The organism is Cytobacillus kochii (assembly GCF_044790165.1).
GTDB lineage: Bacteria > Bacillota > Bacilli > Bacillales > Cytobacillaceae > Cytobacillus > Cytobacillus kochii.
The window spans coordinates 2633084-2653050 of sequence record NZ_CP085254.1 but is presented as its reverse complement, the minus strand read 5'-3'; the positions used below and the strand labels follow the sequence as shown (position 1 = coordinate 2653050).

Below are 19967 nucleotides of genomic sequence, written 5' to 3'. Positions count from 1 at the left end.
TGGTATATTTTTTTTAGAATAATAGAAACAGTGTTTTGTAATAACAAACAAGGAGGATTATCATGACGCAATATGTAGAAAAAGGCAGTCTTAAAATCGCGGAGGAATTATTTCATTTTATTGAAAAAGAGGCATTACCAGGAGCAGAGGTAGATTCAGAACAATTTTGGCAAGGATTTGAAAAGTTAATTGCCGATTTAACTCCGAAGAATAAACAGTTACTACAAAAAAGAGAAGACATACAAACACAGATTAATGAATGGCATACAACACAAAAAACGTTTGATGCGAAACAGTATAAACAGTTTTTAGAAGATATAGGCTACTTGCTCCCAGAAGCTGATGATTTTGAAATTACTACTCAAAATATTGACGATGAGATTGCCATTCAAGCAGGACCACAATTAGTTGTTCCAATTAATAATGGGCGCTATGCAATTAATGCTGCCAATGCGAGATGGGGCAGTCTATATGATGCCTTGTACGGCACAGATGCGGTTAGTACTGAAGATGGGGCAACGAACGAAGGTGCATACAACCCTATTCGTGGAGAGAAAGTAATTGCTTTTAGTAGAAACTTTTTAGATGAAGTGATCCCGTTACAAGAAGGCAGTCATAAAGACGCGATCGCTTATACTGTTGAAGCCAGTGAACTAGTCATTACATTAAATAGTGGGACAAAAGAATCACTCCGTAATAAAGCATTATTTATCGGTTATCGCGGGACAGAAACAGAACCAACGGCCATTCTTTTGAAAAACAATCAACTACATTTTGAGATTCAAATTGATCGTCAACATCCAATTGGAAAAACCGATGATGCAGGAATTAAAGATATTTTATTAGAAGCTGCAGTTACAACGATTATGGATTGTGAAGATTCAGTTGCAGCAGTTGATGCTGAAGATAAAGTACTAGTATATCGTAATTGGTTAGGATTAATGAAAGGAGATCTAACTTCTACATTTAAAAAAGGTGACCGAGCGATCACAAGGGCTATGAATGATGATCGTGAATATTTGGCACCTAATGGAGGTACCTTTTCGCTTAATGGACGCTCACTCATGTTTGTCAGAAATGTGGGTCACTTAATGACAAATGAGGCGATATTAACAGAAAATGGTGAGGAAATCCAAGAAGGAATTTTAGATAGTGTGATTACTTCACTAGCAGCAAAACATACATTACTTGGAAATGGAAAATATCAAAATAGTAAAAAGAATTCTATCTATATCGTAAAGCCTAAAATGCATGGTCCAGAAGAAGTGGCTTTTGCCAATGAGCTTTTTAACCGAACAGAAGATTTATTGGGACTCGATCGTTATACATTGAAGATAGGTGTAATGGATGAAGAAAGAAGAACTTCTTTAAACTTAAAATCTTGTATTAAAGAAGTAAAAGAGAGAGTTGTATTTATTAATACAGGATTTTTAGATCGTACCGGAGATGAAATGCATACCTCAATGGAAATGGGCGCAATGATTCGTAAAAATGATATGAAGTCAACAAAATGGTTGCAAGCTTATGAAACATCTAATGTGTTAACAGGGCTTTCTACCGGTTTTAAAGGGAAGGCGCAAATAGGAAAAGGTATGTGGGCGATGCCTGATTTAATGGCAGCCATGCTCGAACAAAAGGTGGCGCACCCTAAAGCTGGTGCAAATACAGCTTGGGTTCCTTCACCGACTGCAGCTACACTTCATGCCCTTCATTATCATCAAGTAGATGTGGCTAAAGTACAGCAATCATTATCAGTGAAAAAGACTGACTTAAGAGACGAGATACTTGCCATACCAGTGGCAAAGGATACTAATTGGACTGGGGAAGAAATCCAAGCAGAGTTGGATAATAATGCACAAGGGATATTAGGATATGTCGTTAGATGGGTTGATCAAGGCATCGGTTGCTCAAAAGTCCCAGATATCAACAATATTGATTTAATGGAGGACCGAGCGACTTTAAGAATTTCGAGCCAACATATGGCGAATTGGTTGCATCATGGTATTGTATCAAAGGACCAAGTGATGACTACTCTAAAAAGAATGGCGAAAGTAGTGGATGAACAAAATGCGGATGATCCATTGTATTATGCGATGGCACCGAACTTTGAGGAATCTGTTGCTTTTCAAGCTGCATGTGAACTAGTCTTTGAAGGAGTTAAACAACCAAGTGGATATACCGAGCCAATTTTACACCGTCGTAGAATTGAGGCAAAAGCAAAGTTTGCTGTAAAACAGTAATAAAATAATGAATAAAAGAGTGGTTCGTTTGCGGCCACTCTTTCTAAATATAGTAAGAAGAGTGGGACTTGAAATTGTAATTTAAAACTTAAATGATTGTAGTAGGAGGATTTTAAATGAAATTTGTAAGATTTACGATTAATAATCAATTATTACAAGGTATCATTGAAAATGGGGAGATCAAAGAAATCTCAGGTGATATATTCAATAAGTGGGAAGAGACAGGCACCTATTATGATCAAAGTGATGTTAAACTTGTTTCTCCTATTGTTCCCAACCAAATTATCGGAATCGGTGCAAACTTTGTTAGTGATAAACAAGAACTACCAGAGGAACTACCAGCAGTTCCAGTGTTTTTCTTTAAACCGGTATCATCCGTAATCGGTCCGAATGAAGAGATAATCATTCCTAAAGGGATTGATCAAGTTAAATTTGAATCAGAATTGGCAGTAGTGATTGGTAAAGAAACAAAAGATGTCGATGAAGAGGATGTGTTTGATCATATTTTTGGTTATACGATTGGTAATGATGTAACAGCTCCGCAATTTTTCCATCAAGACGGTCATTGGACGGTCGGTAAAGCATTCGATACATTTACTCCTCTTGGGCCAGTTATAGAAACAGGGCTTAAGCTAGAAGATACTCGCATTAGAGCAAATCTAAATGGTCAATTAAAGCAAGATAGCCCACCTGAGTTAATGATTATTTCTATACAAAAGATGATTGCTTTTCTATCGAAGGTAATGACTTTGAGGGCTGGAGATGTTATCCTTACTGGAAGCCCTGTAGGCGCCGAATTGATTGGTGAAGGTGATATAATTGAATGTGAGATTGAATCAATCGGTCAGTTAACAAATACAGTCGTAAGAAGTAAAGCGGAAGTAAAATCATAAATGATTTTTGTAGGTTTTGATTGAGGTGAAGGTATGGAAAGAGATAATATGGTGAAATCGGTAAGTAGAGCGCTTGATATTATTGATATGATCAGTTTAAGAAAGTACGGTATGGGTGTGACTGAAATTGCAAATGAAATGGATATCAATAAAAGCTCCGTACACCGCATATTATCAACTCTTGTGAAGTATGGTTATATCGAGCAAGTAAAAGATTCAGGCAAATATAAAGTAGGTTACAAAATATTAAATATTAGTACTAGGTTGCTTGATTCAATAGATATCCGCTCAGAAGCGAAGCTTTATTTACAGGATTTGGAGCAAAAGACGAATGAAGTCATTCATCTAGTGGTGCCAGATAATGACGAGGTTGTTTATATCGAAAAACTCGATGGGAATGAAGCATTGAGAATGCACTCATCCGTTGGCAAACGTGCGCCAATGCATTGTACATCTGTTGGTAAAGCGATTTTAGCACATCTACCAGTACAAGTAGTCAAAGATATTATACAGAGAAAAGGATTGAAACCTCATACAGAGCATACAATTACAGATGAGATGGCATTGTTAGAAAATTTAAAGATGATTAAGACAAAAGGTTTTGCCCTTGACTTAGAGGAAAATGAAACCGGAATTGTGTGTATAGCTGTCCCAATATTTGACTATCAAAATAATGTATGTGCTGCGATCAGTGTATCCGGTCCATTAATAAGAATGTCACAAGAGCGTTTGCAAGAACTCGCTCCCTTTATGGTTGATATTGGAAAAAGTGTTTCTGTACGCTTAGGGTATTTAGATGAATAGTCTCTTTCAGTTAATAAAAACGCTCCCTTATAAAAAAAAGGGAGCGTTTTTACTTTTTTTAAGTCTAGTATCGCACGCTATTCCTCATCTGTTAATCAATCATTCTACTTATTAAAAACTTTAATTATACATAAAAAATATCAATTTATAATTTTCAAAATATTGTTGTAATTGCATAATAAATAAGTATAATTAATATATATAACATTTGTTGTATAACAAAAAAATTTAGTTATATAACAACAAAGAGAATAAGGGGGAGTGTTTGTGAGTACAGGCGTTTTAGCAGTTATTTCTTTATTACCGATTATTGCTGTTGCCATTTTTCTTGTAGGACTTAAATGGCCGGCAAGTAAAGCCATGCCGATTTCCTTTCTAATTGCTGCCGCATTAGCATTATTTGTATGGAAGGTTCCATTCAATACTGTAGCTGCAGCAAGTGTAAATGGTTTAGTTGTGGCCATTACACTGTTATATATTATCTTTGGTGCAATATTATTATTGAATACTGTACAAGAAAGTGGAGCCATGAGAACCATTCGCCAAGGCTTCATAGATATTTCACCAGACCGTAGAATTCAAGTGATCATTATTGCTTGGCTCTTTGGCTCATTTATTGAAGGGGCATCAGGCTTTGGTACACCTGCTGCGGTAGCAGTTCCATTAATGGTTGGTTTAGGATTTCCTGCAATGGCAGCTGTTGTGGCTGGCATGGTCATTCAAAGTACACCTGTTACTTTTGGAGCTGTGGGTACACCTGTATTAGTAGGTGTACAAACAGGTTTATCTGCTAACCAAAGTATAACTGACAATCTCTTAAATGTTGTAACTACGATTGGTGGTCATGCCGCAATCTTGCATATGATTGCCGGTACCTTTATTCCATTATTTGTTGTTGCTTTAATGACTCGCTTTTTTGGTAAAAATAAATCTTTTGCAGAAGGAATTAAAGTATGGAAATTTGCACTGTTTGCAGCTTTTGCAATGACGATTCCATACGTGATTGTTGCAAATACACTTGGACCAGAATTCCCATCTATGACAGGGGGACTAGTTGGTTTACTGATAGTTGTACTTGCAGCTAGAAAAGGTTTTCTCCTTCCGAAAGATGAATCGTGGGATTTTGAAGAGAAATCAAAATGGGATCCTGAGTGGACAGGTAGAATAGAAGTACAATTAAATAACAATGGGAAAACAATGGGGTTACTAAAAGCATGGTCACCGTATATCCTAGTGGGAGTCTTTTTAGTTTTAACGAGATTGAAAACGCTTCCTTTAAAAGAGTGGTTACAATCTATTGTTATTAAATTGGAAAATATATTCGGCTCAAGTATTACTGCAAGCTTTGAGATTCTTTATTCACCTGGAACAGTTCTTATTTTAGTATCAATTATTACATTTTTCATCCATGGAATGAATTTTAGCTCCTATAAAAAAGCATGGAGTAGTTCGGCAAAAACAACAGCTGCAGCATCTGTTGCACTTGTATTCACTGTTCCAATGGTTCAAGTATTCATCAATACTGGGGGTGGAGCCGCAGGTTATGAACAAATGCCAATCGAATTAGCAAATGGGGCAGCGGCATTAGCTGGAGAATTCTGGCCATTTTTTGCTACCTTTATTGGTGGGATTGGTGCATTTATCGCTGGTAGTAATACGGTTAGTAATATGATGTTTTCCCTTTTCCAGTATGATGTCGGTAGCCAAATTGGGGTGAACCCAAGCTGGATTGTAGCTTTACAAGCAGTTGGTGGAGCAGCGGGTAACATGATCTGTGTCCATAATGTTGTTGCTGCTTCTGCCGTAGTAGGACTCGTCGGTAAAGAGGGAGAAGTTATTCGTAAAACACTCTTGCCATTTGTTTATTACGCTTTATTTGCAGGTGCTATAGGGTACTCTATTGTATGGTATTCAAGTAAAGGCTTATTTAACCTCGGTACACTGATTGCTGTTCTTATCATTTTGGCTGCATTTTATATTATAGCCACGAACAATAAAAGGCTTAATACGTTGCATCAATATAATCAAACAATTTCAAAGTAATAACAAAAAAGTAACCGCACTATATTTAGCGGTTACTTTTTTGTTAAAATTACCAGAAAAATAAGGGAAGAAAGACTAAGGCAGCAATAGCACCTAAAGCAATCCCTGCGCCGAATCCCCAGCCCCAACCGCCGCGACCGCAACCACCTCTGCGGTATCCGCTTGCATAACCGTAACCACCATAATTTTTGTTCATTGGACGTAAATACACTCTGTCGTTAGATACTCTTTCAATAATCCCACGATGAATTCTACCATCATTCATTTTGATTTCTACAGGCTTTCCTATTCCGTTAGAACAGCGATGATAATAACCACTCATTAAAATAACACCTCCGGGAAATAAAATGCTTTCTCTCCTTATGGTATGTCCACCTTTCTTTTTTGAATAGGTGCATGTCTTATATGAAGAGCGGAGTTTTTATCCAGTGTCAACAACTAGAACATTAGAATAATATAGATAGTATAAAAGGAGGGGAACAATGAAATATTCTTATGAAGATGCTTTAGCCTATTTTCAAGTCCCATTTGCTCACCCTGGAGGGAAACAACTTACGAGTGAGTTATTATTTAATGAGTCTATTACGACAGAAACGACTATTCTCGATGCGGGCTGTGGAACAGGAAGCACATCTTATCTTTTAAGTGATTTATATGGTGCGAGAATAGAAGCAATAGACAAACATTCAGAAATGGTAAAGGCCGCAACTAGAAAGGCGAGCATGTTAACAAAACCCTTTCACGTATCGTTAGGTAATGTGGAGAAGTTATCTTTTTCTAATCAACAATTTGATCTGATCCTATCTGAATCAGTTATCGCCTTTACTAACGTGGCAAGTACTTTAAAGGAATTTGCACGTGTATTAAAAGACAAAGGGAGACTCTATTTAATAGAGATGACAAAAGAATCATCAATGACTAGTGAAATGGAAGAAGAAATGAAGGCGTTTTATCAATTAGAAAAACTGTTAAGTGAAAAAGATTGGACGAAGGCTTTAGACACTGCCGGCTTTAAAAAGGTCGAAGTTTTAAAAGCAAGTACGATTGCAGAGATGATTGCAGAAGGAGTGAAGATGGGAGACGATAGTTCCCATCAACATATCAAGTTATTAAAAGAAGATTTATCACAAGTGTTAATTGATCATTACCAACTTAACTTACAATTAAGTAACCATCTAGGTTATCGAGTGATACGAGCGATGAAAACGTAGCTCACATTTGATCGAGGGTAAGATTTAACTTTTGATAGATTGCTAATAATTGTTTAATTTCTTCATTTGTGAGCTGTGCAAATGTATTTTTTTGCAGTTGATGTCCGTCTTCAGCTGCTTTTTTTAACACTTCTAAGCCTTCATCAGTGATTTCTAAATATGAAATTCTTTTATCATTTAAATCAGGTATTCGTTTAATATAATCCCGTTTAGATAACTTCTGAATAAGATGCGAAATAGAGGATGGTGCGATACCGAGGCTTTCTGCCAAATCGATAGGTTTCATTTTTCCATCGCGCTTTAAATGACTAAGCAGAAGAATATGAGAAATACCTAATCCCTCATTAAAAGATTGATTCCATTTAATAATCATGCGGTTGGTTACTTGTTCCATCGCATGAATAAGTTCAAAAACAGTTTGATTATTCATTTTATGCCAGGTCCTTCCCTACGTTTCATACAGTAATCATATCAAAAAAAATAATGATGCAACAAACGTTAGTATCTTTACGATGTTTTTTCCAATAATCGGATATTATCTGTCGAAATCAACTTCACGGAATCCATTTCATAATTACATATTGCTTATGTCTGAGATTGATATTAATAATATTCGAAAAAATAAGAAAAATATAATAAAATATAGAAAAGGAGGAAAAGCAAAGATGAATGATACATATATAACAGAGGAGCATGAACTTTTTAGAAAGTCCTTACGGAAATTTTTAGATAAAGAAGCTTATCCCTATTATTCACAATGGGAAAAAGATGGTATGATTCCTAGAGCTTTCTGGAGAAAAATGGGTGAGCAAGGCTTCTTGTGCCCAAACATCGACGAGGAATATGGTGGAAGTGGTGTTGATTTTGGCTACTCTGTCATTATAAATGAAGAATTAGAAAGGGTCGGATCCGGAACGATTGGTATCGGTCTTCATAATGATATTGTTATACCTTATATCACAACATATGGTACTGAAGAACAAAAGAAACGGTGGTTACCAAAGTGTGCGACAGGGGAATTCATTTCGGCGATTGCCATGACTGAGCCTGGCGCAGGTTCTGATTTGGCATCGATTAGGACGACAGCTATTAAAGTTGATGACCATTATGTACTGAATGGCGAAAAAACCTTCATTACAAATGGAATGAATGCAGATTTGGTCATTGTGGCTGTAAAAACAGATACGAAGGTGAATCCTCCATATAGAGGAATTAGCTTAGTTATAGTAGAGAAAGGAATGAAAGGGTTTACAAGAGGAAGGCAACTAAACAAGGTTGGCTTACATTGTCAGGATACAGCAGAGCTTATTTTTGATGATTGTATCGTATCTAGTGAAAATCTACTCGGTGAGGAGGGTAAAGGGTTTTACTATTTAATGGAAAAGCTTCAACAAGAACGGTTAATTGTTGCTATTGCTGCCCAAATTGCTGCCGAAGAAATGATAAGAATGACAACGGCTTTTATCAAAGAAAGAAAAGCGTTTGGAAAGGCAATTAGCTCTTTTCAAAATACGCAGTTTAAAATGGCTGAGATGGTAACAGATGTAGAGATGAGCCGTGCCTTTCTTCAAAAGTTAATTCATGACCATATGAAACAAAAGGATATTGTCACTCAAGTTTCAATGGCTAAATGGAAATGCACAGAGAATGCGAGAAGAATTGCGACAGAATGCATGCAACTTCATGGTGGATACGGCTATATGGAAGAATATGAAATAGCAAGAAGGTATAGGGACATACCTGTCGCCAGTATCTACGCAGGAACCAATGAAATGATGAAATCAATTATTGCTAAAAACTTAGGATTATAAGGGAGGATTTCTTTTGCGCGAAGTAGTTATTATTGATGGGATAAGAAGTGCAGTCGGAAAAAGGAACGGTTCTTTAAGAAATACACGTCCTGATGATTTAGCTGGTGCAGTCATTAAAAGTTTAGTAGAAAAAACAGGGTTAAATCCAACACTAGTAGATGATGTTATTTTAGGATGTGTATCACAAATAGGTGAACAAACAGGAGATATTGCTCGTGTGGCGGCTCTTATCTCTGGATTACCAATCACAGTTCCAGGAACAACGATTGACCGACAATGTGGGTCGAGTCAACAGGCGGTTCATTTTGCCGCTCAGGCGATTTCATCAGGTGATATGGATATCGTTATTGCTGGTGGCGTTGAAAGTATGTCGAGAATACCAATTGGTTCAAGTTATCAGGGTGTAAAACCGAGTGAGCAATTGACAAAGCAATATGAGATTATCCATCAAGGGTTATCGGCGGAAAGAATAGCAGAAAAATATCAGTTCACTCGTGCTCAACTAGATGAGTATGCATATCACAGTCAAGAAAAGGCACTACTTGCTCAAGCAGAAAATCGCTTTAAAAATGAAATTATGCCACTGGAGTTAGTTGACGATAGTGGGGAAACATTCAACTTTGATCAAGATGAGGGGCCAAGAAAAGGAACGAGTATAGAGAAGTTAGGCGGATTGAAACCTTCATTTAAAGAGAATGGCATCATACATGCTGGAAATGCAAGTCAAATAAGTGATGGAGCAGGTGCTTTGCTCATTATGTCAGGTGAGAAAGCACGAGAATTAGGATTGAAACCAAGATTTAAAATAATTACCCGCGTCGTTATTGGGTCAGACCCTACTTTGATGCTTACAGGTCCGATAGCTGCAACTGAAAAAGCATTGCAAAAGTCTGGATTAACCTTAGCGGATATGGATGTATTTGAAGTGAATGAAGCCTTTGCTTCTGTGCCATTAGCGTGGTTGAAAGAAACAGGAGCTAATTCGAATAAACTGAATCCGAATGGAGGTGCTATTGCCTTAGGTCATCCACTGGGTGCAAGTGGAGCTCGCTTATTATTAACAATGATGAGTGAATTAGACCGTACAGAAGGTAGATATGGGTTACAAACAATGTGTGAAGGTATGGGTATGGCAAACGCAACAATTATAGAAAAAATCTTTTAATAAAAAAGGGAGGAATAATAGATGACAATGACGATTGCAGAAATCTTTGATTTAACGGTAAGTAAGTTTCCAGAGAAGGAGGCGCTATATGATGTCAGAAAAGATTTGAGGTTTACTTATCGTGAGTGGGCAGACGAAGTCAATGGATTAGCACAGGCGTTACATGTAGCAGGAGTGAAAAAAGGAGACCGAGTTTCTACTTATTTATATAATACAGAAGAATTAGCAACGACGTTTTTTGCCTGTGCAAAAATAGGTGCAGTATTTAATCCTATTAATTTCCGGCTGATGTCAGAAGAATTGTCATTTATTATTTCTGATGCTGAACCAAAGGTGTTTATTTTTGAAGAAACTCTACAGACAGCTGTTGAAAAAGTGGCCAATAGTTTCCCCACAGTTCAATTTTGGTCAATTGATGGCAATCATCCTCCTTTTGCCAAAAGTTATCATGAGCAAATCAAAGCTGTTAATAGAGAGAACGTAGAAGTGGAACTATCATCAGATGATCTATATGCGATTATGTATACGAGTGGGACAACTGGGAGACCAAAAGGCGTGCTGCATCGCCATAAAGATATGACAGAACAGAGTCTGATTGTTATCCATGCACTAAAATACCATCAGAATGATAATGGTTTAGTCGCTGCTCCTATGTTTCATTGTGCAGAGTTACATTGCGCTTTTTTACCAAGAGTTCATATTGGAGCAAAGAGTACCATTCTCCACCAGTTTGATGCAAAAAAAGCATTAGCACTGATTGATTCAGAAAAAATTACCGCTTTCTTTGCAGCACCAACAATGTGGAATATGTTGCTTCAAGAAAATTTACAAGCGTATAATCTATCAACATTAGAAAAAGGTTTATATGGTGCAGCACCAATGGCCCCTACTCTCGTGTTTGCTTGTCGGGAGAAGTTGGGTGTTAAATTAACTCAAGCCTATGGGATGACTGAAATGGGACCAGCAATTACGTTCCTTAGTGATGAAGACCAGATTCGTAAAGCAGGCTCGGCGGGGCAAGCTTGCTTGAACCATGAGATAAGGATTGTTGCACCTAATGATAATGGTCATTCATATGATGATCAAGTCGTTCCAACTGGTACAGTAGGTGAGATCATTGTGAGAGGACCAAGTATGATGCAAGGTTATTATAAAAGAGAGGAAGCAACTAAAAAGGCACTCCATAACGGCTGGTATCACTCAGGAGATATGGGCTACCTCGATGATGAAGGCTTTCTCTATGTGAAAGACCGTGTTGATGATATGGTGATTTCAGGGGGAGAGAATATTTATCCACGGGAAGTAGAAGATGTTATCCATGCACATCCTTCCGTGTTAGATGTAGCTGTATTAGGTGTACCAGATGAGCATTGGGGAGAAGTTGTCATTGCTTACGTTGTCAAAAAAGAGGGGAATATTACTGCTGAAATTTTAGATGCATTTTGTAAACAAAGTGAAAGCCTTGCAAATTATAAAAGACCAAGAAGATATGAATTTGTGGAAAGTCTACCGAGGAATGCTAGTGGAAAAATCCAAAAATTCGTATTAAGAAATCAGGAACAATTGCAAAAATAACCGCCAGTAAATAGAAGGGATAACATATGTTAACAGGTGTGAAAATAATTGATTTTACAAACTATTTACCAGGTCCTTTTGCCACGCTTAGATTGGCAGAACTAGGAGCAGAAGTAATTAAAATAGAAGGACCCAATGGTGATCCTGCACGACATGTAGAGCCGATGGGCAAAGGTCAAGGTGTCATATTTACGAGTAATAATCGGGGTAAGCACAGTCATTTCCTCAATTTAAAAGATACAACCGATTTAAATAAGGTGAAGGAACTAATACTAGAAGCAGACGTAATCATTGAAAGTTTTCGACCGGGTGTGATGAAGCGTTTAACATTAGACTATGAAACGATCCAAACATATCATCCCACAATTGTCTATTGTTCATTGGTTGGGTATGGTGAAAATACTCTTTATTCTACCTTTGGAAGTCATGACCTGAATTATATGGCCATTAGTGGGATGTTAGCACAATGGAAGGATGATAAGGGACGTCCCATTCATCCTTCTCAACAAATAGCTGATTTAGTCGGAGGGATTGTGGCAAGCGAAAGAGTTTTAGCAGGTCTTGTTCAAAGAGGGATAAATGGAAAGGGTAGCTACCATCAAGTAAGTATGGCAGATACAATGACGGCTTTAATGGGTAACCACCATCTCGTTCATCAAGTGACCGAAATGAAACAAGGTGTAGAGGTTTTAGCAGGGACCATTGTTAACTATTGTTTATACGAAACAAGTGATGGTCGCTATATGGCATTAGGCGCATTAGAGAAGAAGTTCTGGCAATCTTTTTGTTTAGCTGTTGAACATCCCGAATGGATAGCATGTCATATGATGAAGGTAAGTGATCCTGTTTATAAACAAGTTTCTGCAGTTTTTAAGGAGCGATCATTTACTGATTGGATAGGTGTTAGCGAGCAAGTCGATTGTTGCTTAACACCTGTGTTAGAAATCGATGAAGTACCCAAAAGTAGTTATCATCAACAAAGAGGAAATTTCGTTTATGATGATAACTGGTCGTTTATTCAACAATATTCTGACTTGAGAAATCCTCAAAAAAAGAAATAGGGACAAAAGAACTTAATAATCGTCAAACATATATAGTAACAACTTAGAATATAGTGTTATAATAGATAAACCTTAAAAAGTGATTTGTGTTTAAATGAAGGTTTATTTTGCAACGTAGATCACAAAAAAGTGAGTGATGATTGTAAGTGAAATTTATTAAGATGATACCTAATATGCTTACTTTAGGCAATTTATATTGTGGATTTTTGTCTATTGGATTTGCTGCTCATGGCCAATATAATAATGCGGCGATATTGATTATTATCGGGATGATGCTTGATAGTATGGATGGTCGTGCAGCGAGAATGTTAAAAGCAGATAGTACGCTAGGCAAAGAATTAGATTCATTAGCCGATGTTGTAACTTTTGGGGTTGCACCGTCATTTCTCGTATATTATACATACTTTTACCAATTTGGTTCTATTGGATTATTAGTTTCTGGGTTATTCCCGCTATTCGGTGCATATCGCTTAGCACGATTCAATATTGGTACTAGTAAGCAGTCCATGCATTATTTTATCGGTGTTCCGATTACTGCCGCTGGTGGTATTTTAGCTATCCTAACATTGTTTGGCCATTGGGTGCCCAGTATTATTACAACAGTTGTATTTACCGCGCTTTGTTTTTTAATGGTCAGTCGTATTCGCATTCCGAGTTTAAAAGATATCCCATTACCAAAGTACGGGACAATTGTGACAATCTTTTTAGGCTGTATGCTTTTTGTTCTTTATAAAGGGACATATGGTTCCTATCCTTATTTAATTTATATTGCCACTCCATTGTACATTGCCTATTTAGCGTACCGCTTTAAAAAGAACCAAAATAATAAGACTTCCGACTAGTAAGAATCATACAGTTTGGGAGTCTTTTTTTGTTGTTAGAAAACCATTAAGTCATGAATGCAATTGATTCTTTCAGAGAGGGAAATCATTTTATAAAAAGGCTGTTTTCGTATAGATTGTTGCTTTCTTGACCATACTTATAAAGGGTTGATAAATGGGGTTTAAGGAGGCGTTCAAGTATGTGGAAAGATGTATATGAAGAGTTCAGCGAACTAACCAAATCAGAGCAAATGGCTTTATTTAATGCTATGAAACAGGATTTATTTCCAGACGAACCAGATAAGATTAATAAACTACTCAAAAGCATTCGTGAAGCCCGATTTGCTTCTGGTTTAGGGTGCGTTCATTGTGGAAGTACATCTGTAAAAAGAAACGGTAAATATCGTTCAAGACAACGCTATCTGTGTAATGATTGCGGAAAGTCCTTCAACGATATGACGAATACACCATTTTCAGGCTCTCGCTACCCTGAAAAGTGGATAAAATACATTGAACTAATGGTCGAAGGTTACACCCTACCGAAAATCGCTGAACGCTTAAAAATTCATATATCAACTGCATTCTATTGGAGACATAAAATCCTGAACGCATTAGGAAGTCTTGGTTTTAATCAACTGCAAGGTATCGTTGAAAGTGACGAGACCTTCTTTCGAGAGTCTATGAAGGGTCGTGAAATTACCCATAGAAAAGCCAAGAAACGTGGAGAAAAGGACAAGAAAAGAGGGATTTCTAATCTTAAAATAGCAGTTGTCGTGGCACAAGACCGAAATGGTAATATGATTGCTCGGAAAGCAGGAACAGGTCGTGTAAAGGCAGAAGAAATTGATACTGTGATAGGTGAGTATATTCACCCGTCTGCTTTGTTATATACAGATACAGCAACTAACTACAAGAAATTCGCCAAACTAAAAGGATTACAACACGAAACAGTTAATGAAAGCCAAAAACAACGGGTGAAAAAAGGCATATACCATATTCAACACGTCAATAACTCTCATAATCGTTTGAAAGGTTGGATGGAACGTTTTCAAGGGGTGGCAACCAAATACTTAGATAATTACCTCAACTGGTTTCGTTGGCTTGAAATAGGCAAACAAATAGCATTTGATGAACGAGTCAAACAAATGCTTGTTTCTGCCTGTCGAAAATCAAGTCACACCACAATAGAAATGTTGAGATGTGCTTAACTAATTATTAGACGTATATTTATTGCTTCCAGGGAGTTTTTTGATGTTGTTCCACGCTTCAATCGCTTCCTCACGACTTTTTCCTTGATTATTAGAGTCGGCAAAAAAATCACGAATAAATTGATTGTATTCAAATTGAGGAGCGATTTTTTTCTTGTACAATGGGTTTTTCTTTCGTTCTTCTTCTTTATACCAAGCATCTACAACATCTCGATACGTTTTTCCAATGTTAGTTTTAAAATAGTTTTGGATATAGGTAGAAAAATGAAAATTAGGGATAACTGTCTTGAAAAAGGCTCTTACATTTTGACTACAACGATGGTTTTTCGAAATGACTGTATCAAGACTTAAATCGACCTGTGGTTCTGACTTACTATTCACCTTTGATTTTCTAATTGGCTTTTTTATCTCTCCTGTTCGAAGAAATGTTTCAATTCTATCGGAAATCTCTATTTTTGAACCAGAAGCACTTATTCCATTTTCTCTGCAAAAAGATTGTAATTCTTCCTTCAACCAATAGAAATCTTTAAAACTATCTACACTAATATCTTTTGTTAGATTTGGTCTCATATTCTACACCTCAATATTCACTTATTTCTATTATAGAACAATTGTTCCTGTTAATCAAAAATAATCATAAGCAAAAACAACAAAGTTTACGAAAACAGCCTATAAAAAAAGGATGAAGGAGGTTTCTCCTTCATCCCATAGCTAAAATAAAATTAGCTTGAAAAGAAAACTTTTTCAGTATTATATTTTGCTTTTAACTTATTAATAATGTAGGTTTCGTATATTTCACGCTCAACGGGATCATCAACATACATACATGCAATTTTGGTTACTTGTTCACGGTGATTTTTAATGGGAGACACTTGGTCGTCGAAATGCTTTTTTACACGTTGTCTTAGTTTACGTGCTTTCCCAACAAAAAGAAGGTTCTCTTTTTTGTCAAAGAATAAAATCATTCCACCTCTATCTCTTGGAATCTTTGTAAAGTCCGTAAAACCATATAAATGGCTGATGGCCGTTGTTCCTTGTTCCCCGCCAGGCTTCTTTTTAGTGATAACTAAGTCTGGTTGAGGTATTTCAATATTAATCATCAATAATCACTTCCTATTCTAGCAATCATCGTACCACAACCTACATAAAAAAGCCCATACTTCCGCGTATTTTTCTTTAAATGTTTTTAAATCATATAATGTAGACAAAATAAACGTTTTCAAAAAATGAAAGTTTGAAAAATTGATAATATTTTTAGGTTGATTTTTACAATTTCTCCATAAATTTATGGGTATATTGATGAAATTTACAAAGGCTTTACAAAAGGTTAATAGAGAATTAAATATGATTCGTTATATTGGGGTTAACACAAACAAAACAGCTAAAAGCAATCTAAAGTGGAGGTTTTTCTATGCTAAAACTTCGAAAATGGAAGAGTATTTTGTTACTTTTGTCACTTACCTTAATTTTGACTGCATGCAATGGTGGTGAAGAAGAAGGAGAGGGACAAGCCAGTACAGGTAACGGAAGCACGATATCCATTTCTGGTTCTACGTCAGTTGGTCCGCTAGCGGAAAAGCTAGCTGCTAAATATATGGAAAATGCGGATGTGAATATTGAAATCAATCAAATTGGTTCTTCAGCAGGAATTACAAATGCAATAAGTGGAGTTTCCGAAATTGGTATGTCTTCTCGTAACTTAGAGTCAGGAGAAGAAGAAGAAGTAACACCTACAATCATTGCTTTTGACGGAATTGTAGTCGTTACACACGCAAACAATAAAGTAAAAGATTTAACAATGGATGAAGTGAAAAAGATCTTTACTGGTGAAATAACAAACTGGAAAGATGTGGGCGGTAAAGATATGGAGATTGTTGTCGTTTCACGTGAAGACGGGTCAGGTTCGAGAGATGCTTTTCAGGAAATTGTTGACTACTCTTCTGGTGAATTAGTGCGGAGCTCAATTATCGCTAGTGGGAACGGAAATATAAAAACGACGGTTGCAACAAATGAACATGCTATTGGGTTTATCTCTTTTGAATATATAGATGATACAATTTCAACGATTAATATTAATGGGGTAGAACCAACTGCTAAAAATGTGATTGAAGAGAAATATCCATTATCTCGTCCTTTCCTTTTCGTGCATAAAGACTTATCAGAGGAAAGCCAAGCGTTTATTGATTTCATTTTAAGTGAAGCTGGGCAGGAAATAGCTGCAGAAGCAGGGGCTATACCAATTATAGAAGAATGATGCTACATCAAACAATTAGCAAGTGACTTTGGAGGTATGTGTTTTGCCAAATCCATCAGAAGTAAAACAAACAAATAAATCTAATCGATTAAAATATATTATGGAGTTCATTTCAGAGAAGTTGTTTTTAATCTGTGCGCTAATCTCTGTGCTTAGTTTATTTCTCATTATTGGATTCGTCTTCTTTAAAGGATCGAATCCATTCATTGCAGACGGATATAGCTTTATTGATTTTATCTTTGGCTCTGATTGGATACCGAGTGAAGATAAGTATGGAATTTTTCCAATGATAGTTGCTTCCATTTATGCAACGATTGGAGCGCTTGTCATTGGAGTACCAATTGGGTTATTAACGGCGATCTTTTTATCGGAAATAGCTCCAAAACCAATTGCAAAGATTATTTCACCAGCTGTGCAATTGTTAGCGGGTATTCCCTCTGTATTATATGGTGTATTCGGCTTAGCGATTATTGTTCCTTTCTTACAAAATAATCTTGGCTTAGTAAAAGGGCAAAGTTTAATAGCGGTTATTCTCGTATTAGCGATCATGATGTTACCTACAATTGTAACCGTTGCTGAAACAGCCATTAGGGCAGTACCGAAAACGTATAGAGAAGGTTCCTTAGCATTAGGTGCCTCGCCAATCGGAACCATCTTTAAAGTCGTTGTTCCAGCAGCAAAATCAGGTATTATGGCAGCGATTGTATTAGGGCTAGGACGAGCAATTGGAGAGACAATGGCAGTCATTCTTGTTGCTGGTAATAGTTTGATTATACCAACAAGCTTAACAGATAGTGTAAGGCCACTTACAACGAATATTGCCCTTGAAATGGGTTACGCTTATGGTACACATCAGGAAATGTTATTTGCGACAGGAATAGTATTATTCTCATTCATTCTAATATTGAATTTCGTATTAGCAAAAATAAGTTCGAAAGGTGGGAAGTAAAGTGAGAAAGTTTAAAGATAATTTATTATTAGGCTTATTGTGGTTTGGCGCTTTCTTAACTGTAGCTATCCTACTTATTATCGTTGGTTATATTTTTTATAAAGGTATCGGGTTAATTAATCTTGATTTTATCTTTGGTGACTATTCACCTGTCGGCGGCGGTGGAATTTGGCCAATGATTATTACTACCATTTATACAATTGTGATATCGCTAGTCATTGCCACTCCAGTTGGGATTTTAGCAGCAGTTTATTTACAAGAGTACGCGAAACAAGGAAAGCTCGTTCGAATAATCCGGTTTGCAACAGAGAGTTTAACGGGTATTCCATCTATTATATACGGATTATTCGGTGCTGTATTTTTTGTTACCACATTGGCGATGGGGATGTCTATTATTTCAGCTTCCTTGACCTTAACAATTATTGTTTTACCAGTGATCATCCGTACAACAGAAGAAGCATTAAAAACAGTACCAGCTAGTTACCGAGAAGGTTCCCTTGCATTAGGTTCAACAAAGTTACAAACACTATATAAAGTCATTTTACCTAGCGCTATGCCAGGGATCTTATCAGGGATTATCCTCTCAATGGGACGTATCATCGGTGAATCAGCAGCAATCTTTTTAACAGCAGGTACAGTAGCAGCAATGCCTGAAGGGATTTTCTCATCAGCGAGAACATTAACGGTTCATTCGTATCTTGTTACACAAGAATCTGGTGATATTGAATTAGCAGCAGCAATTGGTATTGTGTTAATTGTAATGATTCTTGCTCTAAACTTTGCTGCAACATTTATCTCTAAAAAGCTTAATAAAGCTGACTATTAAAAAGGAGTGTTCTATTCATGAATACAACACTAGAACGTAAAGAAGTAAAAGAGTCTGCAAATGTTGAACATCAAAATGATCAGCGTTCAGTGAAAATTAGTGTAAGAGACTTAGATTTATTCTACGGTGAGAACCAAGCGCTTTATCAAGTGTCATTAGATATTCGTGAAAAAGAGGTAACAGCATTAATTGGTCCTTCTGGATGTGGAAAATCGACTTTTTTAAGAACATTGAATCGTATGAATGATTTAATTGATAGTGTGAGAATTAATGGAGATATCCACATTAATGGCAATAATATATATCAATCAAAAGATGTTATTGAACTTAGAACAAAAGTCGGTATGGTTTTCCAGAAGCCAAATCTATTTCCAATGAGCATCTATGATAATGTAGCCTATGGGCCTAGAATGCAAGGGATTAAAAATAAAAAAGAATTGAATAAAATTGTTGAAGAAAGTTTACGTGGAGCAGCGATATGGGACGAAGTAAAAGATCGTTTAAAAACTTCGGCACTTGGTTTATCAGGTGGTCAACAACAACGTGTTTGTATTGCCAGAGCAATTGCCATGAAACCAGACGTCATATTAATGGATGAGCCAACTTCAGCACTTGACCCCATTTCAACACTTAAAGTAGAAGAACTTATTGCTCATTTGAAGAAAGATTATACGATCGTCATCGTTACTCATAATATGCAACAAGCTGCTCGTGTATCCGATAAGACAGCGTTCTTCCTCAACGGAGAAGTCATTGAATTTGAACAAACCGATCAAATCTTCTCCATGCCAAAAGATAGCCGTACAGAAGATTATGTGACTGGCAGATTCGGTTAAAAAAATAAACGTGAGGTGCCGAACAAATTTCCATTGTTAAATAGGGATTTGTTCGGCTCTTTTCTTTGGGAAAATGTATGATTGATGCATAGATACCAAACTAATGAGATGTGAGAATAGCGCAAAAGGGGGGAACTAGACAACAGGTGAGCAATTTCGGATATGGGCAATGTAAATAGCTAAACATAACCAACAATAGGTCAACTTCCAATTTAATGGTTGCAAAACGGAAACTAATCTAGAGAAGTAAAACCTAAACATTGGTCTTCT

General features: G+C 36.7%; 19 protein-coding genes. 15 read left to right on the top strand and 4 right to left on the bottom strand.

Annotation, left to right across the window (positions count from 1 at the left end):
- Nucleotides 1-62: 62 nt before the first annotated feature.
- From LG276_RS13595 to LG276_RS13580, 4 genes are all read left to right on the top strand, one after another.
- Nucleotides 63-2240 (top strand): malate synthase G, encoded by a 2178-nt coding sequence (locus LG276_RS13595; protein ID WP_251161782.1) that lies wholly within the window; start codon nucleotides 63-65, stop codon nucleotides 2238-2240.
- Between the two features lie 116 nt (nucleotides 2241-2356).
- Nucleotides 2357-3133 (top strand): fumarylacetoacetate hydrolase family protein, encoded by a 777-nt coding sequence (locus LG276_RS13590; RefSeq protein WP_251161781.1) that lies wholly within the window; start codon nucleotides 2357-2359, stop codon nucleotides 3131-3133.
- Between the two features lie 33 nt (nucleotides 3134-3166).
- A complete protein-coding gene (locus tag LG276_RS13585) occupies nucleotides 3167-3937 on the top strand; it encodes an IclR family transcriptional regulator (protein ID WP_224938433.1) in 771 nt (256 codons plus the stop codon).
- A gap of 267 nt (nucleotides 3938-4204) precedes the next feature.
- Complete coding sequence (locus tag LG276_RS13580) at nucleotides 4205-5980, top strand: L-lactate permease (RefSeq protein WP_251161780.1); 1776 nt, start codon at nucleotides 4205-4207, stop codon at nucleotides 5978-5980.
- A gap of 49 nt (nucleotides 5981-6029) precedes the next feature.
- On the opposite strand, the gene LG276_RS13575 is transcribed toward LG276_RS13580, so the two are convergent.
- Nucleotides 6030-6302: a hypothetical protein gene (locus LG276_RS13575; RefSeq protein ID WP_251161779.1), complete on the bottom strand. Its 273-nt coding sequence runs from the start codon at nucleotides 6300-6302 to the stop codon at nucleotides 6030-6032.
- A gap of 160 nt (nucleotides 6303-6462) precedes the next feature.
- Here LG276_RS13575 and LG276_RS13570 point away from each other — a divergent pair, with 160 nt between their 5' ends.
- A complete protein-coding gene (locus LG276_RS13570) occupies nucleotides 6463-7191 on the top strand; it encodes a class I SAM-dependent methyltransferase (RefSeq protein ID WP_251161778.1) in 729 nt (242 codons plus the stop codon).
- Between the two features lies 1 nt (nucleotide 7192).
- Here LG276_RS13570 and LG276_RS13565 read toward each other — a convergent pair whose 3' ends face one another.
- Complete coding sequence (locus LG276_RS13565; protein WP_251161777.1) at nucleotides 7193-7621, bottom strand: MarR family winged helix-turn-helix transcriptional regulator; 429 nt, start codon at nucleotides 7619-7621, stop codon at nucleotides 7193-7195.
- Nucleotides 7622-7856: 235 nt separating this feature from the next.
- On the opposite strand from LG276_RS13565, the gene LG276_RS13560 reads away from it, so the two are divergent.
- The 6 genes from LG276_RS13560 to LG276_RS13535 all read left to right on the top strand — a co-directional run bounded on the left by LG276_RS13560 (nucleotide 7857) and on the right by LG276_RS13535 (nucleotide 14832).
- A complete protein-coding gene (locus LG276_RS13560) occupies nucleotides 7857-9002 on the top strand; it encodes an acyl-CoA dehydrogenase family protein (protein WP_251161776.1) in 1146 nt (381 codons plus the stop codon).
- 13 nt (nucleotides 9003-9015) lie between these two features.
- Nucleotides 9016-10167, top strand: coding sequence for a thiolase family protein (locus tag LG276_RS13555; RefSeq protein WP_251161775.1), 1152 nt, complete (start codon nucleotides 9016-9018; stop codon nucleotides 10165-10167).
- Between the two features lie 21 nt (nucleotides 10168-10188).
- Entirely contained in the window at nucleotides 10189-11742 is a 1554-nt protein-coding gene (locus LG276_RS13550; RefSeq protein WP_251161774.1) for a fatty acid--CoA ligase, read from the top strand.
- Nucleotides 11743-11768: 26 nt separating this feature from the next.
- Nucleotides 11769-12803, top strand: coding sequence for a CaiB/BaiF CoA-transferase family protein (locus LG276_RS13545; protein ID WP_251161773.1), 1035 nt, complete (start codon nucleotides 11769-11771; stop codon nucleotides 12801-12803).
- Between the two features lie 146 nt (nucleotides 12804-12949).
- Complete coding sequence (gene pssA, locus LG276_RS13540) at nucleotides 12950-13645, top strand: CDP-diacylglycerol--serine O-phosphatidyltransferase (RefSeq protein WP_095373020.1); 696 nt, start codon at nucleotides 12950-12952, stop codon at nucleotides 13643-13645.
- A gap of 179 nt (nucleotides 13646-13824) precedes the next feature.
- A complete protein-coding gene (locus tag LG276_RS13535) occupies nucleotides 13825-14832 on the top strand; it encodes an IS1595 family transposase (protein ID WP_251161772.1) in 1008 nt (335 codons plus the stop codon).
- Here the strand turns inward: LG276_RS13535 and LG276_RS13530 are convergent, their stop codons facing one another.
- On the bottom strand, nucleotides 14833-15402 hold the full coding sequence (locus tag LG276_RS13530) for a DUF6434 domain-containing protein (RefSeq protein ID WP_224939361.1): 570 nt from the start codon (nucleotides 15400-15402) through the stop codon (nucleotides 14833-14835).
- Between the two features lie 152 nt (nucleotides 15403-15554).
- Nucleotides 15555-15932, bottom strand: coding sequence for a nucleotide excision repair endonuclease (locus LG276_RS13525; protein ID WP_224938424.1), 378 nt, complete (start codon nucleotides 15930-15932; stop codon nucleotides 15555-15557).
- A 311-nt stretch (nucleotides 15933-16243) separates the two neighbouring features.
- Between LG276_RS13525 and LG276_RS13520 the strand changes: the two genes are divergently transcribed.
- Genes LG276_RS13520 through pstB form a run of 4 tightly spaced genes read left to right on the top strand, consistent with a single transcriptional unit; the run spans nucleotide 16244 to nucleotide 19697 of the window.
- Complete coding sequence (locus LG276_RS13520; RefSeq protein WP_224938423.1) at nucleotides 16244-17086, top strand: phosphate ABC transporter substrate-binding protein; 843 nt, start codon at nucleotides 16244-16246, stop codon at nucleotides 17084-17086.
- 43 nt (nucleotides 17087-17129) lie between these two features.
- Nucleotides 17130-18035, top strand: coding sequence for a phosphate ABC transporter permease subunit PstC (gene pstC, locus LG276_RS13515; RefSeq protein ID WP_224938422.1), 906 nt, complete (start codon nucleotides 17130-17132; stop codon nucleotides 18033-18035).
- A gap of 1 nt (nucleotide 18036) precedes the next feature.
- On the top strand, nucleotides 18037-18861 hold the full coding sequence (gene pstA, locus LG276_RS13510; protein WP_251161771.1) for a phosphate ABC transporter permease PstA: 825 nt from the start codon (nucleotides 18037-18039) through the stop codon (nucleotides 18859-18861).
- Nucleotides 18862-18878: 17 nt separating this feature from the next.
- Nucleotides 18879-19697 carry a phosphate ABC transporter ATP-binding protein PstB gene (gene pstB, locus LG276_RS13505; protein WP_224938420.1) on the top strand — a complete coding sequence of 273 codons (819 nt, stop codon included), beginning with the start codon at nucleotides 18879-18881 and terminating at the stop codon, nucleotides 19695-19697.
- Nucleotides 19698-19967 lie beyond the last annotated feature (270 nt).